Source organism: Mesorhizobium sp. EU05-FHT14A09, assembly GCF_058790995.1.
This window is the reverse complement of record NZ_JBYTDF010000001.1, coordinates 480,818-494,102: the sequence shown is the minus strand read 5'-3', so window position 1 is coordinate 494,102 and position 13,285 is coordinate 480,818. Positions and strand designations below refer to the sequence as shown.

Sequence of the window (13,285 nt, the reverse complement as noted above, 5' to 3'; positions counted from 1 at the left end):
CGGCGACTACACGCGGGCTGGCAACACACGATCCGGCGGGCGGTGACCGTCGAAAAAAGTACGGATGTTGATGATGACCTTCTCGCCCATGTCGATACGGCCCTCGAGGGTCGCCGACCCCATATGCGGCAGCAGAACCACCTTGTGCTTTGCGGCGAGCCTGAGCAGCTTGGTATTCAGCGCGGGTTCGTTCTCGTAGACGTCGAGGCCTGCACCGGCGATCTTGCCTTCCTGCAGCAGCTTGATCAGCGCATCCTCATCAATGATGTCGCCGCGTGCCGTGTTGACGATATAGGCGGAGGGCTGCAGCAGCGCCAGCCTCCTGGCGGACAGGAGATGGAAAGTGGCTGGTGTCGACGGGCAGTTGACCGAGATGATGTCCATGCGGGCCAGCATCTGGTCGAGGCTTTCCCAGTAGGTGGCCTCGAGTTCGTCCTCGACGCTTTGCAGAACACGGTGACGGTTGTGGTAGTGGATGGAAAGGCCGAATGCCTTGGCGCGGCGGGCAACGGCGGTACCAATGCGTCCCATGCCGACGATACCAAGTCGTTTGCCCCAGATACGGCGCCCGAGCATCCAGGTCGGCGACCAGCCGGGCCATTTTTTGTCGCCGGTCAGCACGTTGGAGCCTTCTGCAAGCCGCCGTGGCACCGCAAGCATCAGCGCCACAGTCATGTCGGCGGTGTCTTCGGTCAGCACATTCGGCGTGTTGGTGACGGCGATGCCTTTTTTAGAAGCCGCAGCGACATCGATATGATCGACACCGTTGGAGAGGCTTGCAATAAGCTTGAAGTTCGGTCCCGCCTGCTCGATCAATTCGGCATCGATGCGGTCGGTGATGGTGGGAACAAGCACATCGGCCTCGCGCAACGCCGCCGCGATCTCCTCGCGCGACATTGGCTTGTCCTCGACATTCAGCCTGGCGTCGAACAGTTCGCGCATCCGCGTCTCGACAGGATCCGGCAATTTGCGCGTGATCACAACGAGAGGCTTCTTTTTGCCGGCCATCGTTTCCTCGTTCCCGGGATGCTGTTGAGACCTCTTTAACCAAGACCGGCGAAACTGCAAACTGGTCTCGGTAGCCATGCCTCATGTAACAAGCGGGACCGCCGAAGACAAAGAAAAAGGGCGCGCACAGGATTGCCGACGGCGCCGGAAAAAGGAACGAACGTGTCTGGTTTCGCGTCGCTACGTCTGATTGTCTCCGCGACAATGCTTGGCCTGCTCACGCTTACCCCGGTCGCGACGGCACAAAATGCCGCAGCACCGGCCCAGACAGTGACGCTGGGGCCAAGCGGCCTGCCGCTGCCGCGCTTCGTCAGCCTGAAATCGGCGCGGGTCAATTCGCGCGTCGGCCCAGGCGTAAACTATTCGGTCGACTGGATGTACACCAAGGCCGGGCTGCCGATGGAGATCGTTCAGGAGTACGACACCTGGCGGCGCGTACGCGACGCCGATGGCTCCGAAGGCTGGGTAAGCCAGGCGCTGCTCTCCGGCAAGCGGACCGCAATCATTGCGCCGTGGCAACGCGGCAAGGATACACGCATCAACCTCGTGAAGAGCGCTGCCAAGGATGCCAGCGTGGTGGCAATGATCGAACCCGGCGCCATCGGGACGATCAAGTCCTGTGATGGCCAATGGTGTGAAATGAGCCTGGGCGGCCACACGGGCTGGATCAGCCAATCGCTGGTCTGGGGCGCATATCCCGGCGAAAAGATCAACGAGTAGGACGTCGGTTCCGGCCGCGCAACGCAAAACCTGGCGGCCCAAGCGCTCGGCAGGCTGCCGAATGCGGCCCGTGCAGACTAATCGCGCTTAGGGCGCAAACGCACCACGACATCGACATTGGCGATTTCCATGCCCTCCGGCGGCTCCGGAAGGTTGCCGACGGTCACGGGACCACTTTCGATATCGAAAACCCGGTTCTCACCTTCAACAAAGAAATGATGATGGTCGGATGTATTGGTATCGAAATAGGTGCGTGAGCCCTCGACAGCCAGGATGCGCAGAAGACCGGCTTCAGTAAACTGATGCAGCGCATTGTAGACAGTGGCCAGCGAAACCGGCACACCCGCGGCAAGCGCTTCCTCATGCAGCTCTTCTGCCGAAAGATGGCGGTCGCCTTTGGCAAACAGCAGATCGGCCAGTGCAATGCGCTGGCGAGTCGGCCTCAGGCCGGCTTCGCGTACCCGCTTGTCCACAGTCATGCCATCTTTCCGATCGTCCAAACCGATCAACTCACCATCGCGTTCCGCCCGCAACTGCCCGCCGAGAGCGGCAAAAATCAGGCGAAAATCCCAGTCCCATATTATGCCAGATATATTCTGTAGGCCAAATCCGATCAATAGCGCGCATTGACCCGACGAAATGGGCAGGCTAGAGCCAGCGCGATATCTCCGGCGTCGGTTTCCGGCGTGAAACGGACTGTGTTACTAGAAATCGGACACGGGCTTCACATCGCCCGACGAACGACGGGGAAGAACTCAATGGCGGATCGGAAATCGAGTTACGACTACGACGATCTGCTGGCGTGCGCGAAGGGCGACCTGTTTGGTCCCGGCAATGCCCAGCTTCCCTATCCGCCGATGCTCATGTTCGATCGCATTACCGAGATCAGTGAGACCGGCGGCGCTTTCGACAAGGGTTTCGTTCGCGCCGAATTTGCCATCCACCGCGACCTCTGGTTCTTTCCCTGCCACTTCATCGACAATCCTGTGATGCCCGGCTGCCTGGGCCTGGATGCGCTCTGGCAACTCACGGGCTTTTTCCTCGGCTGGCTGGGCGAGCCGGGCAAGGGAATGGCTCTGTCGACAGGCGAGGTCAAGTTCAAGGGCATGGTGACGCCTTCGGTCAAGAAGGTGGAATACGGCGTCGATTTCAAACGCGTCATGCGTGGCCGACTGGTGCTTGGCATCGCCGATGGCTGGTTGAAGGCCGACGGCGAACCCATATACGCGGCCACGGACTTGCGGGTGGGCCTGGCGAAGCAGCCAGCGGCCTGACACCTGCACTCAAAGAGAAAACGAGGAGCGCAACATGAGACGGGTCGTAGTTACAGGCCTCGGCATCGTATCGTCCATCGGCAACAATGCCGAGGAGGTCAGCGCCTCTCTCCATGATGCCAAATCCGGCATCAGCTTCTCCAACGACTTCGCCGAACACGGCTTCAAATGCCAAGTCTGGGGCGCTCCAAACCTCGACGCAACCGAACTCGTCGACCGCCGTGCCGCTCGCTTTCTGTCGCAAGGCGGTATGTGGAACCACGTCGCCATGAAGCAAGCCATCGCCGACAGCGGGCTTGAGGAAAGCGAAGTTTCGGGTAACGAACGCACCGGCATCATCATGGGTTCGGGCGGTCCGTCGACGCGCACCATCGTCGAGGCCTCGGAAGTCACACTCAAGAACAACAGTCCAAAGCGCATCGGGCCATTTGCCGTTCCGAAAGCCATGTCGTCGACGGCTTCGGCGACGCTGGCCACCTGGTTCAAAATCCATGGCGTGAACTATTCGATCTCGTCCGCCTGTTCGACGTCGGCCCACTGCATCGGCAATGCCGCCGAGATGATCCAGTGGGGCAAGCAGGACATCATGTTCGCCGGCGGCCACGAAGACCTCGACTGGACGATGTCCAACCTTTTCGACGCCATGGGCGCGATGTCGTCCAAATTCAACGACCGCGCCGCAACGGCCTCAAGAGCCTATGATGTCAATCGCGATGGCTTCGTCATTGCGGGTGGCGCCGGCGTGCTCGTGTTGGAAGAACTTGAGCACGCCAAGGCGCGTGGCGCCAAGATCTACGCCGAACTGACCGGTTATGGCGCGACTTCCGATGGTTTCGACATGGTAGCCCCCTCCGGCGAAGGCGCGATCCGCTGCATGCGCCAGGCACTTGCAACCGTGAAGGAACCGGTCGACTACATCAACACGCATGGCACCTCGACGCCGATCGGCGATTCGAAGGAAATTGGCGCCATCCGCGAGGTGTTCGGCGACAGGCTGCCGCACATTACCTCCACCAAATCGTTGACCGGCCATTCTCTGGGCGCAGCAGGCGTACAGGAATCGATCTACTCCATCTTGATGATGCAGGGCAGCTTCATCGGCGAAAGCGCGCATATCGAGGAGCTCGATCCTGAATTTGATGGTGTGCCGATCGTGCGCAAGCGCATCGACAACGCCAAGATCGATACGGTGCTCTCCAACTCCTTCGGCTTCGGCGGCACCAACGCCACGCTCGTTTTCCAGCGCCATACCGCATAGGGATTTTCACATGCAGGGTTTGATGAAAGGCAAGCGCGGCCTGATCATGGGCGTTGCCAATGATCATTCCATCGCCTGGGGTATCGCCCAGAAATTGGCCGAACAAGGCGCTGAGCTTGCCTTCACCTATCAGGGCGAAGCCTTTGGCCGCCGTGTCAAACCACTGGCCGAGAAGGTCGGGGCGTCACTCGTGGTGCCATGCGATGTCGAAGACAGTGCGTCGGTCGCCGCCACTTTCGACACGCTGAAGAGCGAGTGGGGCAAGCTCGATTTCATCGTCCACGCCATCGGATTCTCGGACAAGACCGAGTTGAAGGGCCTTTACGCCGACACGACGCGCGACAACTTCGTGCGCACCATGGTGATTTCCTGCTACTCTTTCACGGAAGTTGCTCGGCATGCCGCTGCGTTGATGCAGGACGGCGGATCAATGATCACCCTCACCTATGCCGGCTCGGTACGGGTCATGCCCAACTACAATGTTATGGGCGTCGCCAAGGCAGGCCTTGAGGCCAGCGTGCGCTATCTTGCGAATGACTACGGCCCGCGTGGGATCCGCGTGAACGGACTTTCGGCTGGCCCGGTGCGCACGCTCGCCGGAGCCGGCATTTCAGATGCGCGCTACATGTACTCCTACCAGCAGCGCAACGCTCCACTGCGGCGTACCGTCGGTATCGACGAAATCGGCAATTCGGCGCTCTATCTGCTTTCCGACCTTTCATCCGGCGTCACCGGCGAGATCCACTATGTCGATTCCGGCTATCATGTGGTTTCGATGCCGACGCTCGACGAGCTGAAACGGCTGGACGGCGGCAAGGACTGAGGCGCAAGGCTCGCGCTAGCCTCGTCGACTACCCTTACCAAGGTACAAACAGCATATCGCTCATCATGAAGCGTATGCTCTTGCCTTTTGGCAAACTTTCATGAAACGTTAGTCAACTTCGTCGCCGATAAAATGCGATCGATCGCAGGAAACTTATTTTAAGGGGATCGCGGTTAGAACATCCTGCAGATTGGGAACCTGCGCATGCCCTCTGACAAGAATCCTGGCCGAACGCCACTTTTCCGGCTGATAACCATCGCCAGCGCGGGCATGGGCAGCTTCATCCTCGGCCTGTGGGCCCTCAGGATGGGCATTGGCGACAACCTTACGGAACTTCCACTCAACACCCTTGTTGCCATTGTAGCCGGCCTCTGCGCTCTAGCGGCAGCCTGTGCGGCAATGTCCTTTTTCGCGGGTGTCGACGAATCGGCAGACTATGTCTTCTCCGAAACCAATTTCGACAAGCTGACGGGAACACTGGCCAAGCATGCAATGGTCGGCAAGGTGGCGGAAGCCGCGTCATCCACCCTCAAGACCGGCGAGCCGGTCTATCTGCTCGACATCGACATCAACCGCTTCAGCCAGATCAATGACGCGATCGGCTACACCCAGGTGGATGATCTCATCCGGCTTTTCGCCCAGCGCCTGAAAGGACTTCTGCCGCGTGAGGCGGTGGTCGGCCGTGTCGGGCCAGGCGAATTTGCTGTGCTCTATCCTGACAAGCGCCTTCCCGGTTCGATGGAGGCACTCGTCGAGAAGCTGATCGATGACTTGATCGCTCCCTATCAACTGAAAACACACCTGCAATCGGTCAGTCTTTCCGTTGGCGTCGTGGCCATGCCAAAGGATGGCGTCGATCCCGTATTGCTTCTGCGCCGCGCCAATCTGGCCCTGCAGAATGCACGGGCAACCAACGCAGCCGGCACGTGGTCGATTTTCCAGCCTGAAATGGGCAAGGTCGCGGATCATCGGCAATGGGTCGAGTCCGAACTGCACACGGCATTCGAGCGCGGCGATTTCGACCTGCATTATCAGCCCCAGCTCGACCTCTCTGTCGGAAGGGTTGTCGGCTATGAGGCGCTGATCCGCTGGAACCATCCGGAACGTGGCACGATTCCTCCAATGGAGTTCATCCCGCTGGCGGAAGAAACCGGTATGATCGGCCCCATCGGCGAATGGGTGCTGCGCAAGGCCTGCAGTGATGCCCGGCACCTGCCGGAAGACTGTTTCGTGGCCGTCAACATCTCCCCGGTTCAGTTCATGACCAGAGATTTCCTGGCGATGGTGCGCAACACCATAGCAAGCACCGGCATCAAGCCGTCGCGCCTGGAACTGGAGGTGACGGAAACGGCGATGATGCAGGACAAGGAGCGCGCCGCCGCCATCCTGAAAGAGTTGTCCGACATGGGTATTTCCGTGGCTGTCGACGATTTCGGCACAGGCTACTCCAACCTCAGCTACCTGATCGATTTCTCCTTCCACAAGCTGAAGATCGACCGGTCCTTCGTCAGCCGCATCGATACCGATTCCGGCTCCGGCGCCGTCGTCTCGACCATTGTCGGCCTGTCGCGTGCGTTGGGCGTCTCCACAATCGCCGAAGGTGTCGAAACCGAGAGCCAGGCAACCATGCTGAAGGCAGCAGGCTGTGAAGTCGTTCAAGGCTATCTGTTCGGCAGGCCCGCACCATTGCGGGTGATCGGCGGGCAGGCCCTCGAGCAAGTCCCCTACACCCCGCGCAGCGCAGCAAACCTGCATTGATGGTGCCTGGCTGGCAGCCGTCCGCCGTGTCGATCAGCGGCGTGCCAGCAGAACTTTGAAGGCGTCGTTGCGCCCGACTTCAGCGTGATTTGAGAAAGCAGCGGCCAGAAACGGCTCGTAAGGCAGTTGCCGGTTCGCCACCATCAAAAGGCGTCCACCGGACTTCAGGGACTTTGCGGCAGCACGAATGATCGCGCCGCCGAGTTCCGGTTCGGCTGCCCGCCCGCGATGGAAAGGCGGGTTCATGACAATAGCGTCATAACGCTCCCCGACAGGTTCGGTCGCAAGGTCATGCCAGAACTGCCTGACGCCAAGGCCCGGCTGCAGTCGCGTCAATGTCCGCCCTGCTGCCTGCAATGAGGCATAGTCGGCTTCATAGAGATCAAGCCCGCTCAGGCCGGCCTCCCGCTCGGCAAGCGCGACCGACAAATAGCCCCAGCCGGCGCAGAAATCGGCGACATGGCCCCGGATATCGGCGGGCAGATGCTCGCTCAAAAGTCGCGAACCCGCGTCGACGCGATCGAAGGAAAACATACCGGGCGCTGTCTCGTAACGGCCCTCGACCAGAAGCGAAGGATTGATACCACGCAATCTGGCAGCAGCAGCACGGCCCGGCTGGGCAAACCAGAAAACCTGGCCATGATGTTTCGAAAGATGGCCTTCAATGCGGACAAATTCACCGACCCGTCTGCGGAGACTAGCAATTCCATCTTCCTTGCCGCCGGCAACGACGATCAAGCCATCATCGCCCGCGCGTTCGATGGCTTCAGCGATACGCAGTTCGTTGAGGCCGCGATGACGACCGGCGAGGACAAGCACGACATCATAACCCTCCCCTTCAGGCTCCGGCGAAACCACCTGCGCAGATGCCGCCAGATGACGAAAGTCGGGGCGGAACCCTTGGACAAGATGCAAAGCAGTGTCGAAGCCGGCCGGCAGTCGATAGCCTGGCAGAGCGCCGAGAAAAAGCGTGCGCGTGCCAGCGCCAGGCAGAGGCAGCATGTCGGCCTCAAAAGGATGGAACAGGGTTTTCAGCGCTTCGGAACTCATAACAAGGCCACTATCGCGTCAGCGATCTGGATGCACCTTGTTTCGCAGATAATCCGCAATGAGAACGGACCACCCACCGATGTCGGAGGCAAAAGTCTCCTGCGTCATGGCGTCCACCATCTCCTGCCTCGCAGCGCTCAGCGGAACATGATGACGTTCCGGTCAAGGTGTGACATTTTCCGTTCAGAAAAAATCCGTTGAAAGCCTGCTCCAGCCCTCTCCGGCCAGACCGCCGATGAACATCTCGTTTCGCTGAACCGCGCTCAACACCTCCACCCGCGTGGTAGCGACGCAGACATTGGCTCTGTGGCGAAAGAACACGCCAGGCTGGCGAGAAAGGGCGGCAAGGTGACGAGGTTCCACACGCCCCTGCGCCGCGACATGCCCTTCCTCCTGCAGATGGAACAACATGGCATCGACAGCGGGCCCTTCCGCGCCGCATTTCGCAATCACATTCAGCACTTCCGCCACACCGTTCGTTCGGCTGTAGTAGCAGAAGAAGCCTTTTCGGGCGCCTGTGTGATCCGCGACGGCAAACAGGCGCAATGTGCCTGCGGCCTGGTTTTCCGCCGCCAGCTGGAGAACCCAGTTCAGATCCTGCCTTGTCCAAGTCGGATGCACCGCATAGCCCTGAAGCAGCTCAGGAACCAGGGAAGCGGCCTCATCCCGCGCTATCTCCTTGACCGTGGCGTGGGATTTCGCAGTGCCTTTCACTGGAGCAAGCGGAAGTAGCGGGTTGAGCAGCTTGCCGACGGGCACAGCCGCTCGTCCGCCAACGACTGGATACCGTTGCGCTACCAGGTTCGCGGCATAGCTACCCAGCCGGAATATGCGGGTCCACCCCAGCGCGTGCGTGTTGAGCGACAGCCCCCCGACAGCCTCGATATGCCTGAGGCTTACGGGCGCCACGCTGTCGCTGAACTCTACCGTCCCCCCAGTCGGGCGCAGCGCGAGCGTCAATTCGGCAGGCCCACGCGGAGCCCCGCCAGGCTTTCCCATGAAGGCGCAGGTCATACGTCCCATGATTGATCGTCCATCGACCGTATAGGGAACCGGCAGAATGGAGACCGCGCTGTCTACTTCGCCATCCTCGTTTTCATGCACGATGCTCCCGAACGCAGGATCGTAATAGGGATTCTCGAAGAAGAGCCGCTGAAAATAACGATCGAAGCTTTCATCGCAGGATGTCGAGCCGGGACGGAAGACTTGCCTGAAAAGAACTCGGACGGCCGGAATGTCCTGAATCTCCATCGCGCGCACGCGTCGCGATTTCACCTCGTTCGCCGATGCCGAGATACGCCCCATGAGGCCTCTTTCACGCGGTTGTCTTGGCTGGTTCCGGCATCTCGACCTTGGCAGACGGATGAACGACGTAGCCCCCTATGTCAGGGTCACACTCGTCTGAATTGTGTAAAAAATCGTTGAAACAGCTGCTGTTGTTTGAGCTGATCGGTGCAGCAACTCGCGCCAGCCCAACTCGATGAGAAAGCGACAGGGCCGCCTGGCCCAATCCTCACGTCTCTCAGCAACCGTCGCGCCAGAGACTACCCGCCATGGCGACATGACGTAAAAAACGAAGCGACTGGCCGGTCCATCCGCGCCAGTCGCCCCGAACAAAACACTGGTTAGTTCAATAAAAGTCAGTCGCCAACCTGCTCCAGCTTTCGCCTGCAAGCCCACCGATGAACATGTTATTTCGCTGAACCGCGTTCAGGACATCGGCCCGCGCAGTCGTGACGCAAACATTGGCCCGATGGCGAAAGAACATGTTCGATTGCTGCGCAAGCGCCGAGAGATGGCGTGGATCCACTCGACCTTGCGCGGCGACATATCCTTCCTCCTGCAGATGGAACAGCATGACGCTGACAGCCTGCGTCTCGGTGCCGGACTTCGCGATCACGTTCAACACTTCAACCGTGCCGTTTGGGCGGCTGTAATAACAGAAGAAGCCACTCGGAGCTCCACTGCGATCAATGATCGCAAAGAACCGAAGCGCGCCGACGACGCGATTGTCCTCCGCCATATCCAGAAGCCAATGCAGATCTTTCTCTGTCCAATCCGGATGCGCGGCATAGCTTTGCAGCAAGACAGGAATGATGGAGATCGCTTCTTCATGCGTTATTTCCTTCACCGTGACATTGGATTTCGCAATCTTCTTGACCGGTTGAAGCGGAAACAGCGGATTGAGCATCCTGCCAGTGGAGGCCACCCACCCGCCCAGGAAGGGATGCCGCCTCGCCGCAATCGTCCCCAGATAGCTTGCCATCTGGAAGATACGCGTCCATCCGAGTGCGTGCGCTCCCAGCGTGACGCCACCGAGAGCCTCGAAATGCCTGAGGCTCACAGGTGCGGCCGTGTCGCTGAAATTGATCGTCGTTTCACTCGGTCGTATGCTGAGTGACAGTTCAGCAGCGCCTCGCGGTGAGGCTTCGGGCCTCATCATGAAGGCGCAGAGCAGCCGCCCCATCACCGATTGCCCGTCAACGATGTAAGGAACAGGCAAGATCGAAATCGCGCTGTCTATCTCACCGCGATCATTCTCATGCACAACACTCCCGATCTCCGGATCATAGTAAGGGTTTTCGAAGAAGAGTTTTCGGAAGTATTGGTCGAAATTCTCGTTACAAGATTTTGAATTTGGTCGAAAAACTTGCTGGAAGATGTCCCGGATTGTCGGAATGTCATCAACATTCATCGCGCGCAACATATACCGCGACTTGACGCCGGTCGTCGATCTCGAGATATACCCCATGACAGGCCCCCTTTTTCCCGAATGACCTATACGCCAATACTACATACGCGGTTCCCTAATATGTAAATAAGTCCTTAATCAGTTTTGTCTAATTAAGTTAATTTTCGTGCGCCGTTCCAGAAATGCAAACGGACGAAATCTGCCTCCAATCTGCCCCTGTTGCGCGATCGAGCCGGTCTGCAGCCCAATAGGAAAGGGCGCGGCCGAGGCCGCGCCCTTCACAAATTCGAGTGAATAAATCGATTAGGCGGCGGTTTCTTCGCCTTCCGCCTTCTTTTCGCGGGCGAGTTCCTTGCCAGTCTCCTGATCGACGACCTTCATCGACAGGCGGACCTTACCGCGCTCATCGAAGCCCATCAGCTTGACCCAAACCTTGTCGCCTTCCTTAACCACGTCTGTGGTCTTGGCAACGCGCTGGTCGGACAGCTGCGAGATGTGTACGAGGCCGTCCCGTGGACCGAAGAAGTTCACGAACGCGCCGAAATCGGCAGTCTTGACGACCGTGCCTTCATAGATCTCGCCAACTTCCGGCTCGGCCACAATGGTGTGGATCCACTTCTTCGCCGCCTCGATCTCCTTGGCGTTCGACGAAGCGATCTTCACCGTGCCATCGTCCTCGATGTTGATCTTGGCACCGGTCTTTTCAACGATCTCGCGGATGACCTTGCCACCCGAACCGATGACGTCGCGGATCTTGTCGGTCGGAATGTGCATGACCTCGATACGCGGCGCAAACTCGCCGAGTTCCTTGCGGCCCTCGGAGATGGCCTTGGCCATTTCATCGAGGATGTGCAGGCGGCCGTCCTTGGCCTGACCCAGCGCCACCTTCATGATCTCCTCGGTGATGCCATCGATCTTGATGTCCATCTGCAGCGAGGTGATGCCGTTGGCGGTACCAGCTACCTTGAAGTCCATGTCGCCAAGGTGATCTTCGTCGCCCAGGATGTCGGAAAGCACGGCAAAGCGCTCATCTTCCTTGATGAGGCCCATGGCAATGCCGGCAACCGGCTTGGCCAGCGGCACACCGGCATCCATCAGCGCCAGCGAGGTGCCGCAGACGGTCGCCATCGAGGACGAGCCATTGGACTCGGTGATCTCGGAAACGACGCGCAGCGTGTACGGGAACTGCTCGGCCGAAGGCAGCATCGGATGAATGGCGCGCCAAGCGAGCTTGCCATGGCCGATTTCGCGGCGGCCTGGCGAACCCATGCGGCCGGTCTCGCCAACCGAATAGGGCGGGAAGTTGTAGTGAAGGAGGAAGGTCTCCTTGTACATGCCGGTCAGCGAGTCGACATACTGCTCGTCTTCGCCGGTGCCCAGCGTGGCGACAACGATCGCCTGGGTCTCGCCGCGGGTGAACAGCGCCGAGCCGTGCGTGCGCGGCAGGATACCGACTTCCGACACGATCGAACGGACGGTCTTGAGGTCGCGACCGTCGATGCGCGAACCGGTGTCGAGGATGTTCCAGCGCACGATCTTGGCCTGGAGTTCCTTGAACACGGTCGAAACCTGCTCGGACGAATACTTCGCATCTTCGCCTTCGGCAGGGGTGAAAGCAGCCTTCACCTTGGCCTTGGCGGCATCAACCGCAGCGTAGCGGGCCTGCTTGTCGGTGATCTTGTAGGCAGCGCGCAGGTCGCCCTCGGCAACGCCGAGCATTTCCTTTTCCAGATCGCCGAAGGATGGCGGTGTGAAGTCACGCGGCTCCTTAGCGGCAACCTCCGCCAGCTTGATGATCGCTTCGATCACCGGCTGGAAAGCCTTATGGCCGAACATGACAGCGCCGAGCATCAGCTCCTCGCCCAGTTCCTTGGCTTCCGACTCGACCATCAGAACAGCTTCGTTCGTACCGGCAACCACGAGGTCGAGCTTGGATTCCTGCATCTCGTCGATATGCGGGTTCAGCACATATTCGCCGTTGATGTAGCCGACGCGAGCACCACCGATCGGGCCCATGAACGGGACGCCTGAAAGCGTCAGCGCTGCTGAGGTGGCAACGATCGACAGAATGTCCGGATCGTTCTCGAGATCGTGCTGCACGACGGTGACGACGATCTGGGTGTCGTTCTTGTAGCCGTCTGCGAAAAGCGGGCGGATCGGACGATCGATCAGGCGGGAAACCAACGTTTCCTTTTCGCTCGGACGGCCTTCACGCTTGAAATAGCCGCCCGGGATCTTGCCGGCGGCGTAGGTCTTTTCCTGGTAGTTGACGGTCAGCGGAAAGAAATCGAAACCGGGCTTGGGCTCCTTGGCCGAAACGACGGTGGCCAGAACCACGGTCTCGCCATAAGTCGCCAGCACAGCGCCGTCAGCCTGGCGCGCGATCTTGCCAGTTTCGAGGATGAGCGGACGGCCGCCCCATTCGATTTCCACTTTGTGTTGCTTGAACATATCTTGTCCTTCATATGCGGAAGGGGCCGCGCCATCCAATCATGCGCGACGCCCCCTTCCTGGCTCCTTTTGTCGGGCAGCCACGGGCAAGACAACGGGAGGCTTGAGAGAGCCGGGCTGGCGCCCGTGCAAGCATCCTGCAATCCTGCCCCATGACCGTCCACGGGCGGTTTCATGCGGCCCTCTGCCTACAGAAACCGGGTCGGGCCTGAGGCCCGAATGCGCGACCGGCGAGCCCTCGATGAGAGCCC

The 13,285-nt window shown here is 59.6% G+C and carries 11 protein-coding genes; 5 read left to right on the top strand and 6 right to left on the bottom strand.

Annotated features, from left to right (window positions below; translation table 11 throughout):
- Window positions 1–6 precede the first annotated feature (6 nt).
- Window positions 7–1,008 carry a 2-hydroxyacid dehydrogenase gene (locus tag AC3WTO_RS02175; RefSeq protein WP_492459035.1) on the bottom strand — a complete coding sequence of 334 codons (1,002 nt, stop codon included), beginning with the start codon at window positions 1,006–1,008 and terminating at the stop codon, window positions 7–9.
- A 162-nt stretch (window positions 1,009–1,170) separates the two neighbouring features.
- On the opposite strand from AC3WTO_RS02175, the gene AC3WTO_RS02170 reads away from it, so the two are divergent.
- Window positions 1,171–1,728: an SH3 domain-containing protein gene (locus AC3WTO_RS02170; RefSeq protein ID WP_492459034.1), complete on the top strand. Its 558-nt coding sequence runs from the start codon at window positions 1,171–1,173 to the stop codon at window positions 1,726–1,728.
- 77 nt (window positions 1,729–1,805) lie between these two features.
- On the opposite strand, the gene irrA is transcribed toward AC3WTO_RS02170, so the two are convergent.
- Window positions 1,806–2,207: an iron response transcriptional regulator IrrA gene (gene irrA, locus AC3WTO_RS02165; protein ID WP_054309462.1), complete on the bottom strand. Its 402-nt coding sequence runs from the start codon at window positions 2,205–2,207 to the stop codon at window positions 1,806–1,808.
- A 279-nt stretch (window positions 2,208–2,486) separates the two neighbouring features.
- On the opposite strand from irrA, the gene fabA reads away from it, so the two are divergent.
- The 4 genes from fabA (at window position 2,487) to AC3WTO_RS02145 (ending at window position 6,841) form a co-directional block, all read left to right on the top strand.
- Window positions 2,487–3,002 (top strand): 3-hydroxyacyl-[acyl-carrier-protein] dehydratase FabA, encoded by a 516-nt coding sequence (fabA, locus tag AC3WTO_RS02160; RefSeq protein WP_492460015.1) that lies wholly within the window; start codon window positions 2,487–2,489, stop codon window positions 3,000–3,002.
- Between the two features lie 34 nt (window positions 3,003–3,036).
- A complete protein-coding gene (fabB, locus tag AC3WTO_RS02155) occupies window positions 3,037–4,260 on the top strand; it encodes a beta-ketoacyl-ACP synthase I (protein ID WP_492459033.1) in 1,224 nt (407 codons plus the stop codon).
- A 10-nt stretch (window positions 4,261–4,270) separates the two neighbouring features.
- Window positions 4,271–5,083, top strand: coding sequence for an enoyl-ACP reductase FabI (gene fabI, locus AC3WTO_RS02150; protein ID WP_492459032.1), 813 nt, complete (start codon window positions 4,271–4,273; stop codon window positions 5,081–5,083).
- 204 nt (window positions 5,084–5,287) lie between these two features.
- On the top strand, window positions 5,288–6,841 hold the full coding sequence (locus AC3WTO_RS02145; RefSeq protein ID WP_492459031.1) for a putative bifunctional diguanylate cyclase/phosphodiesterase: 1,554 nt from the start codon (window positions 5,288–5,290) through the stop codon (window positions 6,839–6,841).
- Between the two features lie 33 nt (window positions 6,842–6,874).
- Here the strand turns inward: AC3WTO_RS02145 and AC3WTO_RS02140 are convergent, their stop codons facing one another.
- The 4 genes from AC3WTO_RS02140 to pnp all read right to left on the bottom strand — a co-directional run bounded on the left by AC3WTO_RS02140 (window position 6,875) and on the right by pnp (window position 13,034).
- A complete protein-coding gene (locus tag AC3WTO_RS02140) occupies window positions 6,875–7,891 on the bottom strand; it encodes a class I SAM-dependent methyltransferase (protein ID WP_492459030.1) in 1,017 nt (338 codons plus the stop codon).
- 183 nt (window positions 7,892–8,074) lie between these two features.
- Window positions 8,075–9,196, bottom strand: a complete 1,122-nt coding sequence (locus tag AC3WTO_RS02135; RefSeq protein ID WP_492459029.1) for a hypothetical protein — start codon at window positions 9,194–9,196, stop codon at window positions 8,075–8,077.
- Between the two features lie 325 nt (window positions 9,197–9,521).
- Window positions 9,522–10,643: a hypothetical protein gene (locus AC3WTO_RS02130; RefSeq protein WP_492459028.1), complete on the bottom strand. Its 1,122-nt coding sequence runs from the start codon at window positions 10,641–10,643 to the stop codon at window positions 9,522–9,524.
- 243 nt (window positions 10,644–10,886) lie between these two features.
- On the bottom strand, window positions 10,887–13,034 hold the full coding sequence (pnp, locus tag AC3WTO_RS02125; RefSeq protein WP_492459027.1) for a polyribonucleotide nucleotidyltransferase: 2,148 nt from the start codon (window positions 13,032–13,034) through the stop codon (window positions 10,887–10,889).
- Window positions 13,035–13,285: the final 251 nt, after the last annotated feature.